Consider the following 25,716-nt stretch of genomic DNA (forward strand, 5'->3'; position numbering starts at 1 on the left):
TCTATCGTTACGACAGCTCGGTGAGAGGCCAAAGGGTCGCACTGATGTGAAGTACCAGGGACGGTATCGGTAGACCCAGGAAGGTGTCGAATTGAAAACTACGGAATTCAGTCAAAACTTAATCAGTGACCTGTCGAGACAAGGTCGGAATACCCAAACCATGAGTGCAATCAGTCGCGAAGAATTCAATGCGAAGATAGAAACCATAGAAGCCAGAATGGATGCTCGGCTTGAGGGTGTGTCGGCGAGATTCGATGCCTTTCTTTCGGCCCAGGCCGAGCGGGACAATACTCGATTGGAGCGGGATCAGACTCAAGCAGAGCGCGATAAACGCTATGATTTGATGTGGGCCGGAGTGCAAAAAATCGCCGAAGAGTCGAAAGAAGCCATCAAACAGGCCTCGACTGTGAAGGCTAATTACTGGGCAGCGACTGCCGTACATTTTTTCGGAGTGATCACCATCGTTGTGGCCGCGCACTTCGCCAATCAAGCCGCCGTGCTGACTACCCTGCAGACTACGCTCGCAGCAATTCAACTGGGCAAAGACATCAGCGTGCAAAAGCCGGCCTCGTTGCAAATACCGGTACCACCCCAATGAAAAACGGCCTTCAAAAGAAGGCCGTTTCTGTTGGCGTTGAAATACTGCTCAGGGCATCTGCGGCAATTCCTGCGGCCGCAAGTCAAACACCAGCACCTCGGCGTCTACGCCATTGCTCAAGGTCAGTGCCTGTTCGTCACGAACCCGCACACCATCGCCTTCCTGCAATTGCACGCCATTGAGTTCAACGCTGCCTCGTGCCACATGCACGTAAGCATAACGGTCAGCGGCCAGTTTCAGTGTGGCGCTTTCCTTGCCATCGAACAGGCCGGCATACACTCGCGCATCCTGGCGCACTTTCAGCGATCCATCTTTGCCGTCCGGCGAGATGATCAGTTGCAGGCGACCGCGTTTTTTCTCGGCGCTGAAGTGCTCCTGCTGATAACGCGGTTTAGCACCACTGACTTCCGGCACGATCCAGATTTGCAGGAAGTGCACCGGTTTGGTCGTCGAGTGGTTGAACTCGCTGTGCGCCACGCCGCTGCCGGCGCTCATCAGTTGCACATCGCCGGGGCGGATGACCGAACCGGTGCCCAAGGTGTCTTTGTGTTCCAGCGCGCCTTCCAGCACGTAGGAAAAAATCTCCATGTCGCGGTGCGGGTGTTGGCCGAAACCCTTACCGGCAGCAACGCGGTCATCGTTGATCACCAGCAGGTCAGAGAAACCCTGTTCACGCGGGTCGCGGTAGCTGGCGAAGGAAAAGGTGTGGAACGACTTCAACCAGCCATGATTGGCGAGGCCACGATCGGAGGCTTTGCGAAGAGTCAGCATGATGAAATCTCCTTACGGGACGTTAATTCGTCCGAGTGAGAAGAAGGTTACTGGTAATTGCCGAGTGCAATAAGTAGGTGAAAATTGAAAGACTGTCCTGATCAGGTTGACAGTTTTGCGCGGTGGTTCACGCATTTTTTCCGACGTCTGCGCTGCAGTTGGCCATAATGCCTCGCGTATCCGGTGCGTCTTTCTTTGAACTCAGTGAAATCCTCCATGAAAACCGTGGCAATGGTGCTGTTCCCCGACTTTCTTCTGCTGGACATGGCTGGGCCGCTGGAAGTTTTTTCGGTCGCCAACCGCTTTTTGAAGGCTGAAGCACATTACCAATTGACCACTCTGGGTACCGAGCCCGGCCCCCTGCGCGCTTCAAATGGCGTGTTGGTACACGCCGACCGCCATATTGAGCAGACAGACGAGTACTACGACTTGCTGTTGGTGCCGGGCGGCCCCGGTGCCTACAACGACAAGTCTCCGCCGTTGCTCAATTGGTTGAAGGGCGCGGTCACTCGGGCCGAGCGCTACGGGTCAATCTGTACCGGCGCCTTTGTGCTGGGACACGCCGGGTTACTCGACGGCTATCGCGTCACCACTCACTGGAATTACACCGAACGTCTGATCAAGGGTTTCCCTAAGGCAAACGTCGCGACCGATCAGATTTTCGTCGAGGATCGCAACTTGATCACTTCGGGCGGGGTCACCGCGGGCATCGATCTGGCGTTGGCCGTAGTCGCTCAAGACCACGGCAAGACGCTCGCGCAGAATGTCGCCAAAGTGTTGCTGGTCGTCATGAAACGCCAAGGTGGTCAAGCGCAGTTCAGCCCATTGATGGCAGCGGTTGCGCCGCAGGAAACGCCGATTACCCGCGTGCAGAATTACGTCCTTGAACACCTCGACGAGGCTTTCACCATCGAGCGCATGGCAGGACTGGCGAACATGAGTGCGCGGCATTTCGCGCGCCTGTTCAGCCGTGACGTCGACATGACGCCGATGGAGTTTCTGCAAAGTGCGCGTATCGATTGCGCGCGTAATTTGCTGGAAACCAGCGACTTGCCGCTGAAAACCGTGGCTTACAAAAGTGGTTTCGGCAGCGTCCGCCATATGCGTTTTCTGTTTGCAGAAAAGCTCGGTCTGACCCCTGCGCAGTACCGCGAACAGTTCAGCTAGAGCGGTTCTGTCCGTTTCGCGCACTCGGAAGTCCGTGTTGCGCCCCGCGTGGCAGTTGTACCGTCACTTGAGGCTGCCAAGATGATGGCATGAACAGCCCCATCGATTTGACCTCGGCGTCAGTGCTGCATTTTGGCCCTTACGCGTTTCACTTGCGCCAGCGGCTGATCCTGGAAGGGGATCGGCAATTGCGCATGGGCGGGCGTGCGCTGGACATTCTGCAAGTGCTGGTCGAGCGCGCTGGTCGAGTGGTCAAGAAGGAGCACTTGATTGCGCTGGTCTGGCCGACGTCGGTGGTCGAAGAGATCAATTTGCGCGTGCACATTGCCGCGCTGCGCCGAGCGCTGGGTGACGGTGAAAATGGCCAGCGCTACATCGTCAACGTGCCGCAATGCGGCTACAGCTTCGTCGCCCCGGTGCAGGGCGACAATACCGCGCAAGTGGTGTTCGAAACTCTGCAAGCGCCCCAGCACAATCTGCCGGCACGCCTGACGCCGGTGACCGGCCGCGATTCGTTAGTCGGTTCGATGGTGCGGCAACTGCCACTGTGCCGGTTGATGAGCGTGACGGGGCCGGCCGGGGTCGGGAAGTCCACGGTGGCGTTGCGCGCGGCCGAGTTGTTGCTGCAGCACTTTCGCGATGGCGTGTGGCGGGTGGATCTGGCGCTTGTCGACGATCGCACGGCGCTGTTTGATCACGTTTTGCAAACGCTAAATACCGATCTCGCCACGTTGGCCAGTCGTCATACGCTGTTGCTGCTCGACAACTGCGAGCATCTGCGCGACGCCTGCAAGTCTCTGGTGGCGAAACTGCTGAATGCGGCGCCGCGCTTGTCGATCCTCGTGACCAGCCGCGAAGCGCTGCAAGCCGATCTGGAAACCGTGCAGCACCTGCCACCTCTGAGCCTTCCCCCGTCGAGCGCGCTGGACAGTGTCGAAGAAACCATGGGTTATTCGGCGGTGCAGCTGTTTGTCAGCCGCGCCCGCGCACGTCAGCAGGGATTTTGCCTGCGGCTTCAGGATCTGGAGGTCGTACGCGATATTTGTCGGCGCCTCGACGGTTTGCCGTTGGCGATAGAACTGGCGGCAGCGCAAATCGATGCGCTGGCGCTGGTGGGGTTGCAGGCGCAATTGAGTAATTGTCTACAGCTTCAGGGGCGGCGCACTGCTGAGCCAAGGCATCAGACCCTGCAAGCCGCGCTGGACTGGAGCTATCAGCGCTTGAGCGAACAACAGCAGCGGGTGCTGCAACGTTTGTCGGTGTTCAAAGTGGCTTTTACGCTTGAGGCGGCGCTGGCGGTGCTCGCCGAGACACACGGGCAGTTGATCATTGATCAACTGGTGCAGAAGTCATTACTAACGGTAAAGCGCGGGGAGGGGGCGTTGCACTATCGAATGCTCAACACCACTCGGTTGTACGCGCGGGCAAAACTCATCAGCGGTGATTTTGAACATCGCCATCTACATTTTCTGCGGCGGTCATCCCGGGTTTCAGGCTTGCGTTTGATTGCGCAACTTGTCGAGTAGCTGGCGCACTTTGCGCAAGTCCGGGGTGGCGTAGCCTTCGGTGAAACGTTGGTAGATCGGGGTCAGCAGATCAAGGGCCTCGTGGTAGCGCGATTGTTGCTGCCAGAGCTGGGCCAGTGACATGGCGCTGCGTAGCTCCCAGGCCAGTGCGCCTTGGGATTGGGCGATGGACAGGGCCTGGAGCAGGAGGTGTTCTGCTTCTTGGGATTTTGTGGTGATCGGGCTAATGCCTTCGCGAGCAAGCCCGCTCCCACATTGGCATTGCGTCGGGCATAAATCTCTGTGGGAGCGAGCCTGCTCGCGAAGGCTTCCTTCCTCACAGCCCAAATCTTCAGCCAAAAGCTGCTCCGCCCGAGCCCGCAATATCTCCGCCGTGCTCCAACCCGCCGCACCACTGCGCGCCCGCTCCAGCAACGCGTCATCCACAAAACCACTGTCCAGCGTCACCATGATTTCCCGGATCAACCCGCCACCATCCGCCCGTATAACCGTCGGTGTGTCAGCATCAATCACCTGCGCGTAATGCCGCCCCCACGTATGAAACAGCAGCACCGAATGCTTCTGCGATTGCTCCAGCAGCAGACGCAACAAGGCCCGCGCGTTCTGTTGGTCACCGTTGTAATGCGCGATCAGACAAGTGGCCAGCGCCAGGGTGTAGCAAATCGAGGTGCCATGATTGATCTGCACCGCGATGTCCAGCGCCTGCCGCGCCGTATTCCACGCCTGTTCGGGAAAACCCTGCAACCACAACACGCGGGCGAGTACGGTCAGCGAAGCGACGCTCTGGTCGTATTGCACGCCGAAACCGTGGGTGAAGCGATTGAGGTGACCGCTCTGCGCCATGCGCTGAATCACTTGTTCGGCGTGGATGCGCGCCTGCGTCTGGTCGCCGGCGTAGTGCAGCGCCAGCACGCGCAAACGGTGAGTACTTAATGTCAAAAGCGGATCGCCGTGCAGGCCGAGGCGATCGAATTGTTCGCTCTGCTCAAGAGCCATTTGGTAATGCCCACAACTGAGATTGACCGCCATGTGCCCCGACACCGCCCGCAGTTGCCCGGCGACATCGCCATGCTGATGGGCCAGCGCAGTGGCACTGGCGAAAGCCTCAATGGTTTCCGGGGTGCCGCCCCAAGTGTGATAACAGGCGCTGCCTAGTGCGAGATTCAAGGCAATTTGCAGACGCGGACACGGCGTTTCGGCATCCTCCAGCAAAGCCAGCGCCTGACGTACGTAACTGCCGTATTCCTTGAGCAGCGACAGTTCCTGCCATAACGGCGCGGAAGCGGCGGCCAATCGAATCGCCAGCTCATCCGGGCCGTCACCGTTCAGGCTCCAGTCCAGCGCCGCGCGCAAATCTTCCAGACCTCGCGCATAGCGCTCGATCCACAGCGTGGTCGGCGTGTGTTCCCAAGCGCTCTGCGCCTGATGCATCAGCGCCAGACAGCGCTCCGCGTGGCGCTTGCGGGTCTGTCCAAGCTCGCCCGACATATAGAGTTTTTCCAGGGCATAACGGCGGGTGGTGTCGAGCAAACGGTAGAACACCTCTTCATCGCCGACTTCAACGTTCAGCAGTGATTTAGCGACCAATTGCGTGATCGAGCCAAACACTTCACCGGGCGTTAGGTGCTGGCCACCAATGACTGCCGCAGCGGACTCTAGCGTGAAGCCGCCGCGAAACACCCCCAGCCGGCGCAAGCAGGTTTGCTCACAAGCGGTGAGCAAATTGAAACTCCAGTCCAGCGTGGCCCGCAGTGTGACGTGACGATCCTGATTGTCCGGCGCCACGGGCGGCAAACGCCCCTGCAACTGCTTCGACAAACCGCTCAATCCCAATTCGCCGATCTGCGCTGCCGCCAACTCCAGCGCCAGCGGAATACCGTCGAGGCGTCGGCAGATTTCAATCGCCAGCGGCAGTTCGACGTCGCTGATTTCAAAGTTTTCGCAAGCGGCCATGGCCCGTTCGACGAACAGTTGCAGCGCGGCAAAACTCAATGCCTGCGCCCGGTCGTGGACGATGTCCGGCGGGCAGTCGAGGGATTCCAGCCGCTGCACATACTCGCCCTCGGCGCGCAGGCTTTCGCGACTGGTCGCCAGAATGTGCACCTGCGGCGCGCCGCGCAAAATGCTCTCGCTGAGCAGGGCGACGGCGTCGATCAAGTGCTCGCAATTGTCGATCACCAGCAGCATCTGCCGATCGCGCAGGGCGTTGATCAGACTGGTCTGCGGATCGTGATCGTTGAGCAATGTGTCGAGGAGGGCGGCGAGGTGCGAGTAGATCATTCGCGGATCACTCAGCGGTGCCAGATCGAGCAAGCGAATGCCATCGCGATAATGCCCGATCAATTGCTCGGCAACGCGCAGGGCAACCGTGGTTTTGCCGATTCCGCCGGGGCCGACCAAGGTGATGCAGCGCTGACGCGGCAATTGCGTCATCAGGCTGTCGACCAGCATTTGGCGGCCGATCATCCGTGTGCGCCGCAGCGGCAGGTTATGTCGCCCAACGTGCGTGCCAGCGGGTTGTTGATCGATATTCTGTTGCAGAATCGGTGCGACAAAGCTGTAACCCCGCTGCGCCACGGTGACGATGTAGCGCTGACCGGCCTGACCATCGCCGAGTGCCTTGCGCAAGGCGGCCATGTGCACGCGCAAATTGATGTCTTCGACAACGCTGTCCGGCCACACTCCGGCCATCAACGCCTGCTTGCTTACCACTTCGCCAGCGTGCGCCAGCAAAATCAGGAGAATGTCCATGGCCCGGCGACCCAGCCGCAACGGTTGCTCACCCTCAAGCACCAGCCGTTGTGCCGGGTAAATCCGATAAGGGCCGAAGCCGATGGCCTGATTTGACGGAAGACTCAACCACTCACTCCTGCGGTGCTGCAGCGGACAGGACGAAACAGCACTGGGCGAGCGCGCAGGGCGTCTGTTTCGCGGTGTCCGGGCATAATCCTCAGGTTTGAGCATCGGTGCAACGGCTGGTGTGAGTGGTGGGTTCAAAACTTCATGACAGTGGGCGAGGACTTCTCGGTTCACGCATGACCTGGCAGCGCCAGGCGAACGGGTTGATCCCTTCGCTGCGAGTAAAAATATGGCAGAAGTGCGCTTGATCGCAGAAACCGCATTCCAGGCTGATTTGCGTCAGGCTCAAGTCGGTGTGCTGGATCAGCAGTTTGGCGCGGGCGAGGCGTTGGCTGCGTATCCAGTCTTGTGGCGACACGCCGGTGCTGCACTTGAAGGCTCGCGAAAAATGACTGCGCGACAACGAGCAGGCCTGCGCCAGTTCGGTGACTTCCAGACTTTCGCCGAGACGGTCGAGGATCATTTGCTTGACCCGCCGCACCCGTTGCGGGCTGAGGCCACCGGTGCGTGGCACGACGGGTTCGCAGGCAGGGGCGAGGGCGACGGTTTGCAGAGAGTGAGCCATGGCCAGGATCCGTGTCGGTGGGGAACGCACACTCGGCGCTTTCCCTCAGGTCAAAAAACAACGCTGCGCAGGCCACCGATTGTTGTGCGCGGGCTGGCCGCTGACGAGTTAATCGTTGTTAATTCGCTTAACAGACCCGCGCTGCAAGGGCTGTTGATCGAGTAAAGTGCGTAGCACTTGCGTCTGGCTGGCCATACAAGGAAATCGAGCCCATGAACCGTAACGATCTGCGCCGCGTCGACATGAATCTGCTGGTGATCTTCGAAGCGCTGATGTTCGAAAAGAACCTGACCCGCGTGGCCGAAAAACTGTTCATGGGCCAACCCGCCGTCAGCGCCGCGTTAGGCCGTTTGCGCGATCTGTTCGATGATCCGTTGCTGCTGCGCAACGGTCGCGCCATGGAGCCGACGGCGCGCGCGCTCGACATTCTCAAAGAACTGCAACCGGCCATGGACGTGATCTCCGGTGCCGTCAGCCGCGCCAAGGAATTCGAGCCAGCAAGCAGCTGCGATGTGTTCCGGATCGGCTTGTCGGACGACGCGGAATTTGGCCTGTTCCCGCCGTTGTTGCGTCAGCTTCAGGAAGAGGCACCGGGCATCGTCGTCGTGGTGCGCCGCGCCAACTACCTGCTGATGCCGGCGCTGCTGGCGTCCGGCGAAATCTCCGTCGGCGTCAGTTACACCACCGACCTGCCGGCCAACGCCAAACGCAAAAAACTCCGCGACATCCCCTGCAAAGTCCTGCGCGGCGACGATCGCCCAGGCCCGCTGACGCTCGACGAATACTGCGCCCGCCCGCACGCGATGGTCTCGTTCTCCGGCGACTTGAGCGGCAACATTGACCTCGACCTGGCCAAACTCGGCCGCAGCCGCCGCGTCGTGCTCGGCGTGCCACAGTTCAGTGGGTTGCGCGCGTTGCTGGCGGGTACAGAAATGATCGCCACCGTGCCCGATTATGCGGCGTGTGCATTGGTTGAAGGCTGTGCGTTGCGTGCCGAAGACCCGCCGTTTCCGATCGATGCGGCGCAGTTGTCGATGGCGTGGAGCGGGGTGCATGACAACGATCCGGCGGAGAAGTGGTTGCGGTCGCGGATCAGTCAGTTCATGGCGGCGCCGCTGGATATCCCAACGGTCTGACTCCTTCCGCCGATCTCACAAACAACAAAAATCCCCTGTGGGAGCGAGCCTGCTCGCGAAAGCGGTGTGTCAGTCAAAGCATTTATCGACTGCCCCGACGCCTTCGCGAGCAGGCTCGCTCCCACATTGGCATCTGCGTGATGCTTCAGTTTTTGGTGTTTTAAACACCGCTGTTTAAGCAACACCAGCAGACACTCTTTCAGGCTACGCAACCTTGCGCCTTTGCCTACAGCTAAGACAGAATCCGCCGGCTTGTGCGCTCTGGAGCCGGGTTCTATTGTGGGTCGGTCACTGACACCAGTGATCGGGTCTCGCAGCCCGCATATCTCTAGACGCACAACATCTTCCATCGTCGAACACTCATCTGTTCGTTTTTGTAATGGCGGCTGTACGTGGGAGACCTTCGGGTCTGCCGGTTCTAGAGTCCCGGTCTGCGACCCGCGTATAGCTGCCACCTTAATTCGTCTCGCAGCGAATCGTGGCAGCTCCATCGACTCTAGGAGCAACATCCATGTTCAAAATCACACCAAACCCACCAGACATCGATCCCACGTCCCCCTACGCATCCATCGATTCCAGAAAACTCCACCAAGCCGCCGACCGCGCCCTCGACCATTACCTTTGCCCACCCGGCTCTACGCCGCCTCCACGTAAAACCCGTGGGATGTACGCCGTCACCGCCGACACCAAAAACGAAGATCTTCTGACCGACGCCAGCGAAACCCTCGCCTCGGCCAAAACCATTGCCCAAGACGTCGCCCACCTCTTGCCCGCCGCGCAGCGCCGGGCATTGTTGGGGATAGCGCAGTTGATCATGCTCGGCGAGCTCGCGGTGAATCGGGTGCTGGATAACCTCAATCCACCTGCCTGAACACATCCCCTGTGGGAGCGGGCTTGCTCGCGAAGGCGGTGTGTCATTCAAAGTATTTTTCGACTGGCCCGACGCCTTCGCGAGCAAGCCCGCTCCCACAGGGTTTTGCGGTGTGCTGAATATCTCGGCACGCTGGTGAACTGAGCACACCCGTTCAATTTTTCCCTTCCCGGCATCGGCATTATTCAGGTCGATGAAGTTTCCAGGATGGGGTCATGAACGCTTTGCAACGCGATGAACGGGCGCGCGACGTCGGTTTGCTGTTTCTGCGGGTCAGCGGCGGGTTGTTTTTGCTGTGGGTACACGGCTTGCCCAAGCTGCTGGATTTCAGCGCGCAATTGCAGCTGATCGAAGATCCGTTCCACCTCGGATCGCACCTCACCCTGATGCTGGCGATCTTCGCCGAAGTCGTCTGTCCGCTACTGATCGTCGCCGGGGTACTGGCGCGATTGGCCTGTGTGCCTATTCTCTTTGTTCTGCTGGTGGCGTTGTTGGTCGTGCATCCGCAATGGAGTGTGGCCGAGGGGCAGTTCGGCTGGTTGCTGTTGATCCTGTTTGCCACTGTGTTTATCGCCGGGCCGGGACGGCTGGCGCTCAATGTCCGTTTGCCCGGAGTGCTGCGTTATGCCTGAAGTCCTGAGTCCAAAAGCACCGGGGTCTGATGAGACCGTGACGCTGATCGTCAAGCACCGGGTCAAGGCCGGGTTTGAGGCGGCGTATGAAGCCTGGCTGCGCAATATCGTGCGGGTGGCGGGGCAGCGGGAAGGGCACTTGGGGGTTGATGTTGTGCGCGGTAAACGTGCCGGCCTCGATTTCTACACCTGCGTGCTGCGCTTTTGCTCCACCGACGCGATGCAATCGTGGCTGGAATCGCCGCAGCGTCAGGCGCTGGTCGATGAAGCTGCGCCGATGCTTGCCGATGGCGACCAGACCGAAGTCGCGCCGGTCAACGAGTTCTGGTTCTCGCCGCTGGCCGAAGCCGCTTCGCCACCGCCGCGCTGGAAACAAGCGGTGATCACGCTGCTGGTGATTCTGCCGCACACCTTGCTGGTGCCGCTGATCTGGGGGCCGCTGCTCAGATTGCATCCGCTGCTTTCCAACTACGTGGTTGCCACGTTCCTGATCACTCTGACCATCGTCGTGTCGGTGGTGTACGTGTTCATGCCGCGCGTCACTCGCTTGTTCGCGCCGTGGCTCGAAGCCAGTCAGGCCCATGAACACCTCGATTCCCAAGAAACCTCGCCACGCTGAGCGCGCGGGGTTTGCTTCTTTTTACTTTGCTTGAGGAACTGCGATGAGCGCCGATCTGATTCTGTTCAATGGCCAATTTCATACCGTAGACCACACCAAACCGCTGGCCAGTGCCGTGGCGATTACCGATGGCCGTTTCGTGGTCGTCGGCAACGACAACCAGGCCATGGCCCTGCGCGGGCCGAACACGCAAGTGGTCGATATGCACGGCCGCTGCGTGATCCCCGGACTCAACGACTCGCACTTGCACTTGATCCGTGGCGGTTTGAACTACAACCTCGAACTGCGCTGGGAAGGCGTACCGTCGTTGGCCGACGCGCTGCGCATGCTCAAGGATCAGGCTGACCGCACGCCGACTCCGCAATGGGTGCGCGTGGTCGGTGGCTGGAACGAATTCCAGTTCGCCGAAAAACGCATGCCGACCCTTGAAGAAATCAACCAGGCCGCACCGGACACACCGGTGTTCATCCTGCATTTGTATGACCGCGCGCTGCTCAACCGCGCCGCGCTGCGTGTCGCCGGTTACACCCGCGACACGCCGAACCCGCCGGGTGGCGAGATCGTTCGCGACAGCAATGGCAACCCGACCGGCATGCTGGTCGCGCGGCCGAACGCGATGATTCTCTATTCGACGCTGGCCAAAGGGCCGAAGCTGCCGCTGGAGTATCAGGTCAACTCGACCCGCCAGTTCATGCGCGAACTCAATCGCCTCGGCCTGACCAGCGCGATCGATGCTGGCGGCGGTTTCCAGAACTACCCGGACGATTATCAAGTCATCGAGCAACTGGCCAAAGACGACCAGTTGACCGTGCGCATCGCCTACAACCTGTTCACCCAGAAACCGAAAGAAGAACTGAGCGATTTCCAGAACTGGACTGGCAGCGTCAAGTTGCATCAGGGCGACGACTACCTGCGCCACAACGGCGCCGGCGAGATGCTGGTGTTCTCCGCAGCGGACTTCGAAGACTTCCTCGAACCGCGCCCGGATCTGCCGCAGACCATGGAAGAAGAGTTGGAACCGGTGGTGCGCCACCTGGTTGAACAGCGCTGGCCGTTCCGTTTGCACGCGACGTACAACGAATCGATCAGCCGCATGCTCGACGTGTTCGAGAAGGTCAATCGCGACATTCCTTTCAACGGTTTGCCATGGTTCTTCGACCACGCGGAAACCATCACCCCGCAGAACATCGAGCGGGTGAAAGCGCTGGGCGGCGGCATTGCGATTCAGGATCGCATGGCGTTTCAGGGCGAATATTTCGTCGACCGTTATGGCAAGCAAGCCGCCGAAGCGACCCCACCGATCAAACGCATGCTTGCCGAAGGTGTCCCGGTCGGCGCGGGTACCGATGCGACGCGGGTTTCCAGCTACAACCCGTGGACGTCGCTGTACTGGATGGTCAGCGGCCGCACCGTCGGCGGGCTGGCGCTGTACGAAGAAGGTCTGCCGCGCACCACCGCGCTGGAACTGTTCACCCACGGCAGCGCCTGGTTCTCCTCGGAGCAGGGCAAGAAAGGCCAGATCAAGGTCGGGCAACTGGCGGATCTGGCGGCGTTGAGTGCGGACTTTTTCCATGTCGAGGAAGAAGCGATCAAGTGGATCGAGTCGGTACTGACCGTGGTCGGCGGCAAGATTGTTTACGCCGCTGGTGACTTTGAAGACCTCGGGCCGCGCTCGATTCCGGTGCTGCCGGACTGGTCGCCGGTGGTCAAAGTCCCGGGCCACTGGCGGCCGAATTCGCCGTTGCAGGCGCAGGTTCACCAGTGCAGCGGCCCTTGCGCCGTGCACACCCACAGCCATGAAAAGGCGCGGATGTCGAACGCGCCGGTCAGCGACTTTGCCGGGTTCTGGGGCGCGTTCGGCTGCTCCTGCTTCGCTTTCTGATTTCCTCTGAAGCGCCGGCCATCCGGTCGGCGCTCAACGCTTCATCCATCCGTCCATCAGGAGTTTTCCCATGAGCGTTCCTTACACACGTCTGAACAAAGATGATGCGGTTGTACTGCTGGTCGATCACCAGACCGGCCTGATCTCGCTGGTACAGGATTTCACCCCGAACGAATTCAAGAACAACGTGCTGGCGCTGGGCGACATCGCCAAGTTCTTCAAACTGCCGACGATCCTCACCACCAGTTTCGACGCCGGCCCGAACGGCCCGATCGTGCCTGAACTGCGCGAGCAGTTTCCGGATGCGCCGTTCATTCAGCGTCCGGGGCAGATCAATGCGTGGGACAACGAAGACTTCGTCAAAGCGATCAAGGCGACCGGTCGCAAGCAACTGATCATCGCTGGTGTGGTGACTGATGTTTGCGTGGCGTTCCCGACCTTGTCGGCGATTGCCGAAGGGTACGAAGTGTTTGTCGTGACTGACTCGTCGGGCACCTTCAACACCACCGTGCAGCAGGCGGCGTGGGCGCGGATGTCGGCGGCGGGTGCACACCTGTTGAACTGGTTCTCGGTGGCGTGCGAGCTGCAGGGGGATTGGCGCAATGACATGGAAGGTTTGGCGCACTTGCTGTCGGAGCGTTTGCCGAACTATCGCAATTTGATCAACAGCTATACCAAGTTCACCGCCAAGTAATTTGGTGAGCGCTGGAAGAGCCCCTCACCCTAACCCTCTCCCGGAGGGAGAGGGGACTGACCGAGGGGTTCTTGCGAGGTACGCCGACGTGCAATACCGAGTCGAACTCAAGTTTTGAAGCCCACCTCGATCGGCTCCCTTTCCCCTCTCCCTGAGGGAGAGGGGACTGACCGAGTGGGTCTTGCGAGGCACGCCGACCTGCAATACCGAGCCGAACTTCAATTTTGACAAGCTTGAAGATCGGCTCCCTTTCCCCTCGCCCCCTTGGGGGAGAGGGCTGGGGTGAGGGGGTAGGCTCTTGATCTTAAAAATCTACGCCTCAACGCTTCTGCAACCACCCCAAAAACCCGCCTTTCCGCACCGCCACCGGTTTAGCCATCAACGCGAGGCGACTGTTCTGTTGACGTACCGCCTGCAATTTATTCAACGCCCGACCCACCTCCGTCCGCTGTTCCATGCACTGACGAGTGAGGTTCTTGTCGAGACGATAAATGATGCTCGACGTCAGCGCGGTAAACGTAGCCTGCGACGGCGTATCAGCCAGAATACTCTGCTCACCCATGACCTCACTCGGGCCCATGCGCCCGGCTTCAGCCTGCTCATTACCATCCGGCACCGTCGCACTGACCACCCCCGTGGCAATCAGGAACAGACTGTCCGGTACTTCATCCAGCCCCAGCACCACCTGGCCTGCTGTGTACTGCTGAGCGACCATCGATTCCGCCAGACGATCACGCTCTTCACTGCTCAGCGAGCGGAAGATTTTCACTTCATCAAGCAACGCACGTGCGCGGGTCGACGGTTCGATCACGCCGTCCGGATGCCGCGAAATCCCTGCTGCTTCGAGATGCCGGTGGGCGAGGTCGAACAGTTGATTGCGTACTTCGCCTTTCTTGCCCAACTCAGCAATGAAACCGCTGGCGACGTATTCCGACATGGTTTCGCCGGCCTCTTTCAGCACGGCTTTTGGCGCCGGACTCAGCAACAGCGAGCTGCTGCCTTGCAGCGTACGATCCAGTGCATCGAGCACCCGGCGCGGACGAATGTGATTGGGCACCTGAATGCTGATCGACACGCCGTGCATGTTATTCGGGCGGCTGAGGTTGACGATCTTCGCCTTCGCCGCTACCGAGTTGGGCACGACAGCCATGGTGCCGGCGCTGGTCAGCAGATGCGTGGCACGCCAGTCGATGTCGAAGACCTTGCCTTCGACGCCGTCGATCATCACCAGATCATCGACCTGATAAGGCTTGGTGGTGTTGAGGACGATCCCGGAAAACACATCGGCCAAGGTACTTTGCAGCGCCAGACCGACGACGATGGCGACGACGCCGGAGGTCGCCAGCAAGCCTTTGACCGGCAGTTCCAGCACGTAACCGGCGGCGGCAACGATGGCCACGAGAAACACCAGCGCGCCGATGACATCCTGCAGCAAACGACCGCTGTGGCCGATGCGGCGCATCAGCGCCAGGCCGATCACTTCGGTCAAAACCCGTGCGGCGTACAGCCACCAGAGAATTCCCAACGCCGTTGCACCCAGTTGCGCGACGCGGTCTTCGGCGAACAGCGGGGCTTGCAGCGGGCTGACACCGGCGTTGATCACCAGCGCGGTGAAGGCCAGAAACAGCGCCAACCGCACAGCCACTCTTGGCGCACGATGGGTGAAAGGCGTGAAGTGCCAGAGCACCGCGTCGAGCAGCAGCAGGGCGGCGCTCAGGGACAGCAGGTGGGTGTAGAAGAATGTCATGACCGAAGCTCCGCGGTGCTTGCCAGTAAAAAGATCGCAGCCTGCGGCAGCTCCTACAGAAGATTGCATTGCAATGTAGGAGCTGCCGCAGGCTGCGATCTTTTGTTTTTAAGGATTCAGATGAGTCTTCAACTCAGCCGCCGCCTGACGCACCGCTGCCTTCACCTCAGGAATCTGGCTCAGCGGGTTGAGCAGACCAAAGTCATGAATCATCCCGTTGTAACGCACCGAGGTCACCGCCACGCCGGCCGCATCGAGGTGACGCGCATAGCCTTCGCCTTCATCACGCAGCACGTCGAACTCGGCGGTCTGCACCAGTGCAGCAGGCAAGCCTTTGAGCTGTTCGGCGCTGGCGTTCAGCGGCGAAGCATGAATCTGCGCGCGCTCGGCGGGGTTGGTGGTGTAGTTGTCCCAGAACCACTGCATCATGCCTTTGGTGAGGAAATGGCCCTCGGCAAATTGTTGGTACGAACCGTCGTCAAACTGCGCGTTGGTCACCGGCCACATCAACAGCTGGAAGCGCAGTGCCGGGGTTTTCTGTTCCTTGGCCATCAACGCCACAACCGCCGCCATGTTGCCGCCGACGCTGTTGCCGGCCACCGCCAGACGCTTGCCGTCGACACCGATGTCCTTGCCGTGCTCAGCCACCCATTTTGTCGCGGCGTACGCCTGATTGATCGCGGTCGGGTACTGCGCTTCCGGCGACGGTGTGTAATCGACGTACACCGCGACAGCGCCCGAGTCCACCACCAGGTCACGAATCAAGCGTTGGTGCGTCGGGAAATCACCGAGTACCCAGCCGCCACCGTGGAAGAACATGAACACCGGCAACTCGCCTTTGACCTTGGCCGGACGCACCACTTTCAGGTTGATCGTCTGGCCGTCGACCTTGATTGCTTTGTCGCTGACTTCAACACCGGACAAGTCGACTTTCACCGAAGCCTGCGCACCGGTCAGCACCGCACGGGCATCCTTCGGGCTGAGTTGCTCAAGGGGTTTGCCACCGCCAGCGGCGAGGGCGTTGAGGAAGGCCTGGGTGTTGTGTTCGACACCGGAGGTTCCGGCGGCGAACGCGTTGCCGATGGACAGGGCGAGGAGGGAAGCGGCGAGGGTCTGTTTAATGTTCATGTTCAATTCCATTTTCGAATGTGTGATGTAGGAGCTGCCGCAGGCTGCGATCTTTTGATCCTGTTTTTGCCTTTTACCCGCGTCACCGCAGATCAAGATCAAAAGATCGCAGCCTGCGGCAGCTCCTGCGTGTTCAGGGTTGTTTTCAAACCGTGAGCACAGATTAATGAGCTGCTCGAAAGTGAAAAAGCGGCTATAAAGCGTTTAACTGTCCACCAGAGAGTGACAATGAACCCGTTCGAAGACATGCGTATTTTTTGCCAGGTCATGGACTCCGGCAGCTTCACCGCCGCGGCTGATCAGTTGGGCTTGTCCAAGCAGTTCGTCAGCCGGCGTTTAATGCAGTTGGAAGAACGCCTCGGCGTGCGGTTGTTGAATCGCTCGACCCGGCGCCTCGACGTCACACCGTTGGGCCAGAGCTATTACGAGTCGGCATTGCGCCTGTTGGGCGAAGTCGAACAGGTCGAGCAGGGCATCGCCGGGCAGACCGCCGAGCCGCGCGGGACGATTCGCGTGAGCGCGCCGCTGTCGTTTGCCGTCGCGCACCTCGGTTGTCTGCTGCCGATGTTTTTGCAGCGTTATCGCGAGGTCACGGTCGAGGTGGATCTGAGTGATCGGCCGGTTGATCTGCTCGGCGAAGGCTACGATCTGGCGCTGCGCATTGGCGTACTCGAAGACTCAACCCTGATCGCCCGGCGTATCGCGTCGATCGAACGGGTGTATTGCGCCAGCCCGGCGTATCTTGCTGAACGCGGTACACCGCTCAAACCCGAAGAGCTGCTCAACCACGATTGCCTGCCTTATGGTCACGGGCGCTCGGTGCAATGGCGCTTCAACGCGGCGCAGGGTAAGCCGATATTGGTCAATGTCACCGGGCGTATGCGCGTGAATAACGGTGAGTTGTTGAGGGATGCGGCGGTGCAGGGGATGGGGATTACCTACCTGCCAACGTTCATTGTCGGCGCGGCGTTGAAGGACGGTCGCCTGCTGCCGGTGCTCGATGATCTGCGCCCGGAGCCTCTGACGTTGTCGGCGGTGTACCCGCAGCATCGTCAGGCTTCACGCCCGGTGCAGGCGTTGGTCGAGTTCCTGCGCGAACGCCTGAACCAGAGCAACATCGCGCTCTGAATGCTGCGTCAATAAGCGCGATTATTGATTGGCCGCGAGCAGGCGTTGGTCAACGCTGAGGATCGCGTCAACCATCGCCCGCGCTGCCGGGGTCATGGAGTAGCCGACGCGGCTGACGATGCCGTAACCGAGTTGCAGCGCCGGGTCGTTGCGCGGCACATCGGTGAATTCCAGCAAATGAATCAGCCCTTGATCGACCTGCTCCCGCAGTGCCTCAAGCGTCGCCAGACCAATCGCATCAGAGCGCAACACCACCCGTTGAATCGCATCAAACTGCGCACATTCCACGCTCGGATTGAAATCCGGTTCACCCAAAATATCCGCGAGGATCTTGCGAATCATCGGCGGAATCCGCGTGCCCACCACTGGATAATCCAGCAGCGCGCGCAACTTCAAACCCTTCTGTCCGGCCAGCGGATGCCCGGCCCGACAGAAAAAGCGTCCCGGTCGCGTGCGCAGCAACTGCACGTGATACTGCGGATCGCCGACGAAATAGCGCGCATCCGCCACCAGAAATTCGATCTGCTGCTCACGCAACCACAGCGACAATTGCTGCCAGTCACCCTGATGAAAACGCGTGCGAATCGCCGGGTGCGCCTGAATGAATTCCGCCAGCGCTTCCGGCACCAGCACCTGCGCCGGATACGGCCCGCAACCGAATTGCAGTTCGCCTCCGGTGAGGCCGTTGTACTGGGTCAATTCGTTGTGCAACGCCTGACTGCCGGCAAGCAAACGCCGCGCATGCTGCAACACCAGTTCACCCTGGCCGGTGAGGCGAAACTCACGGCTGCTGCGCTCGACCAGTTCGCAATCGAGGTCACGTTCCAGCGTCTGAATGCTACGGCTGAACGCCGGTTGGCTGAGGTTGATCGCTTCCGCCGCGCGGCCAAAGTTGCGGTAGTCGGCGAGGGCCACGAGGTGGCGAAGCTGGCGTAAATCCATCATGCGTCTCCTGCATTTTGCGGATACTTTTAATGCATTGGATCGATAGCACGTTGGCTGGCATAAGTACACGCCTGTCCCTCGGTAAACGTCGCCATGTCGCATCCCATGTTCGCTTCCAGCGCTTTCACCCGCACCATTCTCGGCCACGCCGAACAGTCCGGCCTGTGCCCGCAAACCCTGCTGGCACGGGCCGGAATCTGCGCATCGGCTCTCGACGGTCACGACCAGCAAATCCCTGCGCACGCGGTCGAGAAACTATGGCTTGAATGCGAGCAGGCCGGGGCTGCGCCGACGTTCGGTTGTGAATTGGTCAACGGTCTGGCGACCACGTGTCTGCAAGGCCTGAACATTCTGCTCGACTCGGCACCGACGTTGCGCGCCAGCCTCGATTGCTTTGTTGCGTTTGCGCCGCGCGTGACCAATTACGTCGCGGTCGAGTTGCAGGAGCCCGGCGATGACGCGCATTTGCACCTGCGTCCGGTGCAAGGCCAGGCCCATCACTTCGGCCTCGATGCAGCAACGATTACCTTGGTGCGCAACATCGCCCGGCGATTGGGCAAGACGCCCGACGCAGTGTTCGTCAGCGTCACCTTGTGCCCAGCGCAAGCCGCCGGACACTGGCTGCACAACAACGGCATTCGTGTTGAACAAGGCGCTCATCCGCGCCTGACTCTGAAGCGCTCAACCCTCGAAGAACCACTGCTCGGCGCCAATCCGTTTCTGCACCAGAGCATGCTTCGCCATTGGCAAACCGAATCCTCCGCGCCGAGTCGCAACGACAGCCTGGAGCTGGCGCGGCACTGGCTGACCGCTGGCGATCAACCGATCGAACGCATCGCCGAACGCCTCGGTTATCGCCAGCCGAGCAACTTTATTCGCGCCTTCCGCAAACAATTCGGCATCACGCCGAAGCAGTTCCGCCTCAATCCGCTGTAAGCACGCCGATGATTGGTTTTTGTCAGCCATCGCTTGTGTGTCAGTGCTGAGGGTTGGGCACCGTGTCAGTGCTGAGCAAACCTGACCGGAGCCCAATAATGATAAGAAAAAGCTCGGTTACGCCCCAAGTCCGTCCGCGACTTGCCCGGCGTGGCCACCCCCGTGCGCAACCCTTGACCCTGGCGATTCTCGCCGCACTGTCGAGCCCCGGCTACGCCACCAGTTTCGACCTCAACGAAGACTGGAGCCTGTCGACCAAAACCACCCTGACCCTGGGCAGCAGTTGGTCTACGCAGAACCCCGACAAAAGCCTGATGACCCGTGCCAACGCCTTGCAAGCACAAGGCGTGCGCGCCAATGGCACCAGCGTCAGCGCCGACGATAACCGGCTGAACTTCGAGAAGGGCGATCCGATCTCGCAGAACTTCAAAGGCCTGACCGATTTCAGTCTCGATGGCCAAGGGCAGGGCGCGTTCATTCGTTTCAAATACTGGTACGACCACGCCTACGAAACCCGCAATGGCCGCTTCAAGGATTTCGACGATTCGGGTTGGGATGACCTGAGCAAGTTTCAGGGTTTCAAAACCCTCGACGCCTACGTCTGGAAAGACTTCCAGATCGCCGATCACCCGCTGAACGTCAAGGTCGGCAATCAGGTGTTGTCGTGGGGCGAATCGCTGCTGATCCAGAACGGCATCAACGTGATCAACCCGTTGGACATTTCCGCCTTCAACCGTCCCGGGGTGGAAATCAAAGAAGGCCAGTTGCCGGTGGAGATGATCTCGTTCAGCTTCGGCCTGTCCGACACCCTCAACCTCGAAGGTTTTTATCAGTACAACTGGCGCGAAAGCGCACTCGACGGTTGCGGGACTTTTTTCGCTTCCAGCGATGCGATCCAGAAGGGTTGCGGGCCGCTGTACCTGAGCCAGGTGCAGACCGATCAGCAGATGCAAGCCGCCGGTTTATACGCCTATTCGCGCGGCAACGAGTCGCCGTCGGACAACGGCCAGTTCGGCTTTGCCTTGCGCAATATGATCCCGGCGCTGAACGATGCCGAAGCGGCGATCTACTACATCAACTATCACTCGCGGCTGCCGTATTTCACCCTCGATGCGCGCAACACCTCGCTGCCCGGCACCTTTCCCGGCGGTATTCAGGCGCCGAGCTATGCCGCAGCGTTTCCGGAAAATATTCACCTGTATGGCATCAGCCTCAACGGTGTTGAGCCGATCAGCGGCATCTCGCTCGCGGGCGAGTTGAGCTATCGGCCGAACATGCCGCTGGCGATCAATGCGCCGGACATCAACGTCGCGGTGATCTCCGGGCCGGGCGGCAATTCTTGGGTCGATCTGCCGCCGGGTTTCAATACCAATGCCGGCAGCCGTTACGACGGCTGGGTGCGCAAAGGCGTGTGGCAGATGACCGGTTCGGCGACGCAGGCCTTCGACAACATCCTCGGCGCGACGCGTTTGAGTCTGTTCGGCGAAGCGGGCGTCGTACACATCGACGACCTCGGCGACGAACGTCTGGGCCGCAACGCCGCGTTCGGTCGCAGCGCCCCGCGCAATGGCTCCGCGTGCAACACCGTGGCGTCGGGCGTGACCAATCAGTACTGCACCGACAAAGGTTTCGCCACCGAGTGGTCGTGGGGTTATCGCCTGCGCGCGAGTCTTGAATACAGCGACGTGTTGCCGGGGATCAATCTGATTCCGGCAGTCAACTGGCGCCATGACGTCTCGGGCTATTCCTACGATCCGCAAGGACCGTTTCAGGAAGGCCAGCAAGCCCTCGGCCTCAGCCTGACCGGCGTCTACATGAACGATTACAGCGTTGAACTGGCTTACAACACGTTCTTCGGTTCCAACGATTACAGCACCCTCGATGACCGCGATTTTGCCTCGGTCAGCTTCAAGGCCGACTTTTAAGGAGAACCCTCATGCGACTGCAATTGTGTGTACTGGCGCTGGCCTGCAGCGTTGGTCTGGCGCAAGCCAAAGGTAACGATCCGGCACCGCTGGGTAAAACCCTGACGCCGATGGGCTCGGAAATGGCCGCGAATGCCGACGGCAGTATTCCGGCGTGGAGCGGTGGCCTGGCGAGCAACGCCGGCACCGTCGACAGCAAGGGCAGTTACAGCGATCCGTATGCGGCGGAAAAACCGTTGTTCACCGTCACCGCGCAGAATCTTGCGCAGTATCAGAAGTTTCTCAGCCCCGGGCAGATCGCGTTGTTCAAGCGCTACCCGGACAGCTACAAGATGAACATCTACCCGACTCATCGCAGCGCCAATCTGCCTAAAGATGTGTTGGAACAAAGTCGCGGCAACGTCGCGAAAACCAGCATGGCTGACGGCGGCAACGGCTTGCACGACTATGCGCGCGGCATTCCATTCCCGCTGCCGACCGAAGGTCTGGAAGTGATGTGGAACCACATGACCCGCTATCGCGGCGGCAGTTACGAACGCATCAGCAGCTCGGCTCTGGTGCGCGAAAACGGCGCGACCAGTTATGTGCGCAACCAGTCGCTGATCAACTTTGCCGACACGGTTTCCGGGCTGGAACCGGGCGCCAACACGCTGTTCCTGTTCAAGAGCCGCGTGCTCGAGCCGGCGCGTTTGTCCGGTGAAGCGGTGCTGGTGCACGAACCGATCGACCAGGTCGCCGAGCCGCGTTCGGCCTGGCAATACCTGCCGGGGCAACGCCGGGTGCGTCGCGCGCCGATGATCGCTTACGACAACAGCGCGCGCTACAGCAACGGCCTGATCACCGCCGACAACATCGACGGCTACAACGGCGCGCCCGATCGTTTCGACTGGAAACTGATTGGCAAACAGGAGCTGTTCATCCCTTACAACAGCTACAAGATCGGCAGCCACGCGCTCAAATACGACGAGGTGATCAAGCCCAATCACATCAATCAGGATCTGGCGCGCTACGAGAAACATCGGGTGTGGGTGGTGGAAGCCACGCTCAAGCCAAACGCCCGGCACATCTACGCCAAACGCCGGTTTTATGTGGACGAAGACAGTTGGCAGATTGCTCAGTCCGATCAATACGACAGCCGTGGCGAGTTGTGGCGCAGCGGTGAATTGCACGCGATTCAGCAGTACGACCATGGCTTCACCTACAACGTGCTGGAGACGTCCTACGACCTGATTGCCGGGCGCTATTACGCCGGCGGCCTGGCCAACGAAGAGACCCAGCCAATGCGCGTCGGGTTCGCGGCAAAGACCGACGACTACACCCCGTCGGATCTGCGGCGTTGGGCTAAATAACCAACACCACCACGATCCCTTGTAGGAGCTGAGCTTGCTCGCGAAAGCGGTGTATCAGGCAACATTGATGTCGGATGTGCAGGCCTCTTCGCGGGCAAGCCTTGCTCCTACAGGGATTTGTTTTCTGTCTGGAGATTGTTTATGCGTCACTGGATTTCTGCTCTAGCGGTCGGCGCCAGCCTCGGCACCGTTCACGCCGCTGACCTTGATGTGAGCCAGGCCAAAGCCCTCGCACAAGAGGCTTACGTCTTCGCCTACGCCACCGTCGAACACGACAAAGTGCTCACCGCGATCAATGCCAAACTGCCGTTCAATCGCCTCTACAGCGAACCGCGTCTGCTCGGCCCGCAAGACAACAAAGTCGTCTCGCCGAACAACGACACCTTCTATTCCCGCGCCTTGCTCGACCTGCGCGCCGAGCCGATGGTGCTGCAAGTGCCGGCGATCGAGGATCGCTACTACAGCTTCCAGTTGGTCGACCTGCGTACCGACAACCTCGACTACATCGGCACCCGCGCCACCGGCAATCAGGCCGGGCGTTATCTGATCGTCGGGCCGGACTGGAAGAGCGAAGCGCCGACGGGTTTCAACGGCGTGATTCGTTCGCCAAGTCGCGTGGTGTTTTTGCTCGGTCGCACCGAAGTCAAAGGCGAGGCCGATCAAAAAGACGCCGCCAAAGTGCTGATGGGTTATGCCCTGCAACCGTTGTCCCGCGCCACCAACAGCGCAGCACCCGACGCACCTGCGCCGCTGCAGTTACCGGCGTATCTGGACACCAAACACGGCGAAGCGCAGGCCCTGTTCAACACCTTTAATGCTTTGGTGCCGTTGCATCAATGGACGCCCAGCGAGCAGGCCAAACTCGCTCGATTCGCCGCGATTGGCGTTCTGCCCGGCACCGCGTTCGCCCCGGCCGATACCCTTCGCCAAGCCATCGCAGAAGGCGCTGAAGCCGGCCGCGCGCAGGTTCGCATCGCCTCCAGCCAACTGTCGAAAGAACAGAACGGCTGGTTTCCATCACCGACCAACATCGGCAAATTCGCCGACGATGACCTGACCCGCGCGGCCGTCGCCTGGCGCTACATCTACGCCAACGACGCGGTCGAAGCGGTTTACCCGATGGCCCTGCACGATGCCGAAGGCCAGTCGCTCGACGGTCGCCAGACCTATCGCCTGCATTTCCCCGCCGGGCAGTTACCGCCGGTGAACGCCTTTTGGTCACTGACCCTGTACGACGGCAAAACCCAATTGCTCGCGAGCAATGCCATCGGGCGTTACGCCTTGGGCGATCGCAGCGCCGATTTACACTACGACGCCGACGGCGGCCTCACGCTGTTGTTGCAAGCGGACGCACCGGCACAGGCCGAGCAAGGCAACTGGCTGCCGACACCACAGGGCCCGTTCAACCTGCTGCTGCGTTTGTACCTGCCGAAAGCCGCTGCGCTGGATGGCAGTTATCAGTTGCCGACGATTGCGAGGGTCGAGCCATGAGTCTGACGATCAATCGTCGCCAGATGTTGGGCGGCATGAGTGTGCTCGGAGGCGGGCTGATGATGCCGCGCTGGTTGCTGGCCGATGAAACCCACGCGGTGGTGCAGGAGGCGTGGATTTACGCTTTTCCGATGCTGATGCATTACCAGACGATGGAGAAACAACTGCTTGATCCGAGCGCGGCGGAGTACGTCGGCGGCTTTAATCGTTTCCGCCATTACAGCCAGCTCTACACCCCGGCCAATCGCGAAATCGTCACGCCGAACAACGACACGCCTTACTCCTGGGCCTGGCTCGATCTGCGCAGCGAGCCGCAAGTGTTGAGCGTGCCGGCGGTGGATGCCGATCGCTATTACGTGCATCAACTGGTCGATCAGTACACGCATAACTTTGCCTATGTCGGCGTGCTCAGCACCGGACGCGAGGCGGGTGATTATCTGATCGCCGGGCCGAACTGGCAGGGGCCGACGCCGAAGGGCATCAAAGCGGTGCTGCGCAGTGAAACCGAGATCGTCATGCTGCTCGGGCGTACCGGGTTGAAGAACGCCGACGACATGCCAGCAGTGCGTGCGTTGCAGCGGCAATACCGTTTGCGTGGGTTGCATGAGTACACCAGCAGCCCGGGCCCGCTGGCCGCGCCGGCGATTGACTGGCCGGCGTGGGACAGCAAAACCGGGTTGGGGCCGTCGTTTATCGCAGTGCTTAATCAGATCCTCGCGCTGTGCCCGACTCAGCCTGCAGAACAAGCATTGCGCGAACGCTTCGCACGGATCGGCATTGTGCCGGGGCAGGCTTTTGACTTCGCCGCGTTGCCGGTCGAAAAGCAGCAAGCGATCGCCGCCGGAATCAAACTGGCGCAAGCGCAACTGCAAGAGAACGCCGCGCAAACACGCTCTACGCTTGGCCTGTTTGGTAACCGTGAGGCAATGCATGGCAATTATCTGAATCGCGCGGTCGGGGCGTATCTGGGGATTTACGGCAACAGTGTTGAGGAGGCGTTTTACACTGGCAGCCGACTGGATAATCAAGGGCAACCGTTGCAGGGCGGCCGGCGTTATCGTCTGCGTTTTGCACCGGGGCAATTGCCGCCGGCCAGCGAGTTCTGGTCGCTGACGTTGTATGACTTGCCGGATCGGCAGTTGGTGGCGAATCCGCTTGATCGGTATTGCTTGAGCAGTCGCGATCAATTGCAGCGCGATGCGGATGGTGGGCTGACGTTGTGGATGCAGGCGAATTCTCCTGGGGCGGGGCAGGAGAGCAATTGGCTGCCGACGCCGCAGAACGGGGCGTTTAACGTGATTTTGCGCTTGTATGGGCCGAAGCAAGAAGTGGTTGAGCAGAAGTGGCGGATGCCGGTGGTTGAGGTGGTTGCTTGATTTTTGTGGTGCCTGGGAGATTTTACCCCCTCACCCCAGCCCTCTCCCCCAAGGGGGGCGAGGGGGAAAGGGAGTCGATCTTTGTGCTTTTCAAAACCTGAGTTCAACTCGATATCCAAAGTCGGCGTAGCTCCAACATCCACCTCGGTCAGTTCCCTCTCCCTCCGGGAGAGGGCTACAGTGAGGGGCTTTTGATCCTGCACTGTGCAGTTCAAAACTTGAGTTCAACTCGATATCCCAAGTCGGCGTATCTCCAACATCCACCTCGGTCAGTCCCCTCTCCCTCCGGGAGAGGGCTACAGTGAGGGGCTTTTGATCCTGCACTGTGCAGTTCAAAACTTGAGTTCAACTCGATATCCCAAGTCGGCGTA

General features: G+C 60.1%; 21 protein-coding genes. 15 read left to right on the forward strand and 6 right to left on the reverse strand.

The window, feature by feature from the left end:
- The first annotated feature begins 160 nt into the window (after positions 1-160).
- Positions 161-598, forward strand: a complete 438-nt coding sequence (locus tag ACIP1X_RS05660; RefSeq protein ID WP_282354515.1) for a hypothetical protein — start codon at positions 161-163, stop codon at positions 596-598.
- Positions 599-646: 48 nt separating this feature from the next.
- On the opposite strand, the gene ACIP1X_RS05665 is transcribed toward ACIP1X_RS05660, so the two are convergent.
- Entirely contained in the window at positions 647-1,369 is a 723-nt protein-coding gene (locus ACIP1X_RS05665) for a pirin family protein (protein ID WP_400750158.1), read from the reverse strand.
- Positions 1,370-1,585: 216 nt separating this feature from the next.
- On the opposite strand from ACIP1X_RS05665, the gene ACIP1X_RS05670 reads away from it, so the two are divergent.
- Both ACIP1X_RS05670 and ACIP1X_RS05675 read left to right on the forward strand, forming a co-directional pair.
- Positions 1,586-2,536 (forward strand): GlxA family transcriptional regulator, encoded by a 951-nt coding sequence (locus ACIP1X_RS05670; RefSeq protein WP_400750161.1) that lies wholly within the window; start codon positions 1,586-1,588, stop codon positions 2,534-2,536.
- A gap of 89 nt (positions 2,537-2,625) precedes the next feature.
- Complete coding sequence (locus ACIP1X_RS05675; protein WP_400750164.1) at positions 2,626-4,062, forward strand: ATP-binding protein; 1,437 nt, start codon at positions 2,626-2,628, stop codon at positions 4,060-4,062.
- Here the strand turns inward: ACIP1X_RS05675 and ACIP1X_RS05680 are convergent.
- Positions 4,027-6,921 carry an ATP-binding protein gene (locus ACIP1X_RS05680; RefSeq protein ID WP_400750167.1) on the reverse strand — a complete coding sequence of 965 codons (2,895 nt, stop codon included), beginning with the start codon at positions 6,919-6,921 and terminating at the stop codon, positions 4,027-4,029. The genes ACIP1X_RS05675 and ACIP1X_RS05680 overlap by 36 nt on opposite strands.
- Positions 6,922-7,063: 142 nt before the next feature.
- Positions 7,064-7,486, reverse strand: coding sequence for a helix-turn-helix domain-containing protein (locus ACIP1X_RS05685; RefSeq protein ID WP_400750170.1), 423 nt, complete (start codon positions 7,484-7,486; stop codon positions 7,064-7,066).
- A gap of 212 nt (positions 7,487-7,698) precedes the next feature.
- Here ACIP1X_RS05685 and ACIP1X_RS05690 point away from each other — a divergent pair, with 212 nt between their 5' ends.
- The 6 genes from ACIP1X_RS05690 to ycaC all read left to right on the forward strand — a co-directional run bounded on the left by ACIP1X_RS05690 (position 7,699) and on the right by ycaC (position 13,320).
- The gene (locus ACIP1X_RS05690) at positions 7,699-8,622 is read left to right on the forward strand and encodes a LysR family transcriptional regulator (RefSeq protein ID WP_212549110.1); all 924 of its coding nucleotides are present in this window, start codon (positions 7,699-7,701) and stop codon (positions 8,620-8,622) included.
- 511 nt (positions 8,623-9,133) lie between these two features.
- Positions 9,134-9,493, forward strand: a complete 360-nt coding sequence (locus ACIP1X_RS05695; protein ID WP_053119041.1) for a DUF6124 family protein — start codon at positions 9,134-9,136, stop codon at positions 9,491-9,493.
- Between the two features lie 215 nt (positions 9,494-9,708).
- A complete protein-coding gene (locus ACIP1X_RS05700) occupies positions 9,709-10,125 on the forward strand; it encodes a DoxX family protein (protein ID WP_159815775.1) in 417 nt (138 codons plus the stop codon).
- A complete protein-coding gene (locus tag ACIP1X_RS05705; RefSeq protein ID WP_053119045.1) occupies positions 10,118-10,744 on the forward strand; it encodes an antibiotic biosynthesis monooxygenase in 627 nt (208 codons plus the stop codon). The genes ACIP1X_RS05700 and ACIP1X_RS05705 overlap by 8 nt, the downstream gene beginning before the upstream one ends.
- A gap of 43 nt (positions 10,745-10,787) precedes the next feature.
- Entirely contained in the window at positions 10,788-12,626 is a 1,839-nt protein-coding gene (locus tag ACIP1X_RS05710) for an amidohydrolase (protein WP_400750173.1), read from the forward strand.
- Between the two features lie 70 nt (positions 12,627-12,696).
- Positions 12,697-13,320, forward strand: coding sequence for an isochorismate family cysteine hydrolase YcaC (ycaC, locus tag ACIP1X_RS05715; protein WP_007913541.1), 624 nt, complete (start codon positions 12,697-12,699; stop codon positions 13,318-13,320).
- 319 nt (positions 13,321-13,639) lie between these two features.
- Here the strand turns inward: ycaC and ACIP1X_RS05720 are convergent, their stop codons facing one another.
- Positions 13,640-15,067 carry a mechanosensitive ion channel domain-containing protein gene (locus ACIP1X_RS05720; RefSeq protein ID WP_400750177.1) on the reverse strand — a complete coding sequence of 476 codons (1,428 nt, stop codon included), beginning with the start codon at positions 15,065-15,067 and terminating at the stop codon, positions 13,640-13,642.
- Positions 15,068-15,175: 108 nt separating this feature from the next.
- Entirely contained in the window at positions 15,176-16,195 is a 1,020-nt protein-coding gene (locus tag ACIP1X_RS05725) for an alpha/beta hydrolase (protein WP_400750180.1), read from the reverse strand.
- A 228-nt stretch (positions 16,196-16,423) separates the two neighbouring features.
- On the opposite strand from ACIP1X_RS05725, the gene ACIP1X_RS05730 reads away from it, so the two are divergent.
- A complete protein-coding gene (locus tag ACIP1X_RS05730) occupies positions 16,424-17,323 on the forward strand; it encodes a LysR family transcriptional regulator (protein ID WP_400750183.1) in 900 nt (299 codons plus the stop codon).
- Between the two features lie 21 nt (positions 17,324-17,344).
- Here the strand turns inward: ACIP1X_RS05730 and ACIP1X_RS05735 are convergent, their stop codons facing one another.
- Entirely contained in the window at positions 17,345-18,265 is a 921-nt protein-coding gene (locus ACIP1X_RS05735; protein WP_400750186.1) for a LysR family transcriptional regulator, read from the reverse strand.
- 96 nt (positions 18,266-18,361) lie between these two features.
- Between ACIP1X_RS05735 and ACIP1X_RS05740 the strand changes: the two genes are divergently transcribed.
- From ACIP1X_RS05740 to ACIP1X_RS05760, 5 genes are all read left to right on the forward strand, one after another.
- Entirely contained in the window at positions 18,362-19,204 is an 843-nt protein-coding gene (locus ACIP1X_RS05740; RefSeq protein ID WP_400750189.1) for an AraC family transcriptional regulator ligand-binding domain-containing protein, read from the forward strand.
- Between the two features lie 98 nt (positions 19,205-19,302).
- A complete protein-coding gene (locus ACIP1X_RS05745) occupies positions 19,303-21,129 on the forward strand; it encodes a DUF1302 domain-containing protein (RefSeq protein WP_400750191.1) in 1,827 nt (608 codons plus the stop codon).
- A gap of 11 nt (positions 21,130-21,140) precedes the next feature.
- Positions 21,141-22,478, forward strand: coding sequence for a DUF1329 domain-containing protein (locus ACIP1X_RS05750; protein WP_053119160.1), 1,338 nt, complete (start codon positions 21,141-21,143; stop codon positions 22,476-22,478).
- 141 nt (positions 22,479-22,619) lie between these two features.
- Complete coding sequence (locus tag ACIP1X_RS05755) at positions 22,620-23,969, forward strand: DUF1254 domain-containing protein (RefSeq protein WP_400750194.1); 1,350 nt, start codon at positions 22,620-22,622, stop codon at positions 23,967-23,969.
- Positions 23,966-25,345: a DUF1254 domain-containing protein gene (locus tag ACIP1X_RS05760; protein WP_400750197.1), complete on the forward strand. Its 1,380-nt coding sequence runs from the start codon at positions 23,966-23,968 to the stop codon at positions 25,343-25,345. Before ACIP1X_RS05755 ends, ACIP1X_RS05760 begins: the two co-directional genes overlap by 4 nt.
- The last annotated feature ends 371 nt before the right edge of the window (positions 25,346-25,716 follow it).

This window comes from Pseudomonas sp. NPDC088885 (assembly GCF_044750025.1).
Taxonomy (GTDB): Bacteria; Pseudomonadota; Gammaproteobacteria; order Pseudomonadales; family Pseudomonadaceae; genus Aquipseudomonas; species Aquipseudomonas rustica.

Coding starts and splice junctions, on each gene's coding strand:
- ACIP1X_RS05690 (WP_212549110.1), top strand. CDS start 7,699: ATGAACCGTAACGATCTGCGCCGCGTCGACATGAATCTGCTGGTGATC.
- ACIP1X_RS05735 (WP_400750186.1), bottom strand. CDS start 18,265: ATGGATTTACGCCAGCTTCGCCACCTCGTGGCCCTCGCCGACTACCGC.
- ACIP1X_RS05705 (WP_053119045.1), top strand. CDS start 10,118: ATGCCTGAAGTCCTGAGTCCAAAAGCACCGGGGTCTGATGAGACCGTG.
- ACIP1X_RS05760 (WP_400750197.1), top strand. CDS start 23,966: ATGAGTCTGACGATCAATCGTCGCCAGATGTTGGGCGGCATGAGTGTG.
- ACIP1X_RS05755 (WP_400750194.1), top strand. CDS start 22,620: ATGCGTCACTGGATTTCTGCTCTAGCGGTCGGCGCCAGCCTCGGCACC.
- ACIP1X_RS05725 (WP_400750180.1), bottom strand. CDS start 16,195: ATGAACATTAAACAGACCCTCGCCGCTTCCCTCCTCGCCCTGTCCATC.
- ACIP1X_RS05750 (WP_053119160.1), top strand. CDS start 21,141: ATGCGACTGCAATTGTGTGTACTGGCGCTGGCCTGCAGCGTTGGTCTG.
- ACIP1X_RS05700 (WP_159815775.1), top strand. CDS start 9,709: ATGAACGCTTTGCAACGCGATGAACGGGCGCGCGACGTCGGTTTGCTG.
- ACIP1X_RS05745 (WP_400750191.1), top strand. CDS start 19,303: ATGATAAGAAAAAGCTCGGTTACGCCCCAAGTCCGTCCGCGACTTGCC.
- ACIP1X_RS05660 (WP_282354515.1), top strand. CDS start 161: ATGAGTGCAATCAGTCGCGAAGAATTCAATGCGAAGATAGAAACCATA.
- ycaC (WP_007913541.1), top strand. CDS start 12,697: ATGAGCGTTCCTTACACACGTCTGAACAAAGATGATGCGGTTGTACTG.
- ACIP1X_RS05720 (WP_400750177.1), bottom strand. CDS start 15,067: ATGACATTCTTCTACACCCACCTGCTGTCCCTGAGCGCCGCCCTGCTG.
- ACIP1X_RS05740 (WP_400750189.1), top strand. CDS start 18,362: ATGTCGCATCCCATGTTCGCTTCCAGCGCTTTCACCCGCACCATTCTC.
- ACIP1X_RS05730 (WP_400750183.1), top strand. CDS start 16,424: ATGAACCCGTTCGAAGACATGCGTATTTTTTGCCAGGTCATGGACTCC.
- ACIP1X_RS05710 (WP_400750173.1), top strand. CDS start 10,788: ATGAGCGCCGATCTGATTCTGTTCAATGGCCAATTTCATACCGTAGAC.
- ACIP1X_RS05675 (WP_400750164.1), top strand. CDS start 2,626: ATGAACAGCCCCATCGATTTGACCTCGGCGTCAGTGCTGCATTTTGGC.
- ACIP1X_RS05685 (WP_400750170.1), bottom strand. CDS start 7,486: ATGGCTCACTCTCTGCAAACCGTCGCCCTCGCCCCTGCCTGCGAACCC.
- ACIP1X_RS05695 (WP_053119041.1), top strand. CDS start 9,134: ATGTTCAAAATCACACCAAACCCACCAGACATCGATCCCACGTCCCCC.
- ACIP1X_RS05665 (WP_400750158.1), bottom strand. CDS start 1,369: ATGCTGACTCTTCGCAAAGCCTCCGATCGTGGCCTCGCCAATCATGGC.
- ACIP1X_RS05670 (WP_400750161.1), top strand. CDS start 1,586: ATGAAAACCGTGGCAATGGTGCTGTTCCCCGACTTTCTTCTGCTGGAC.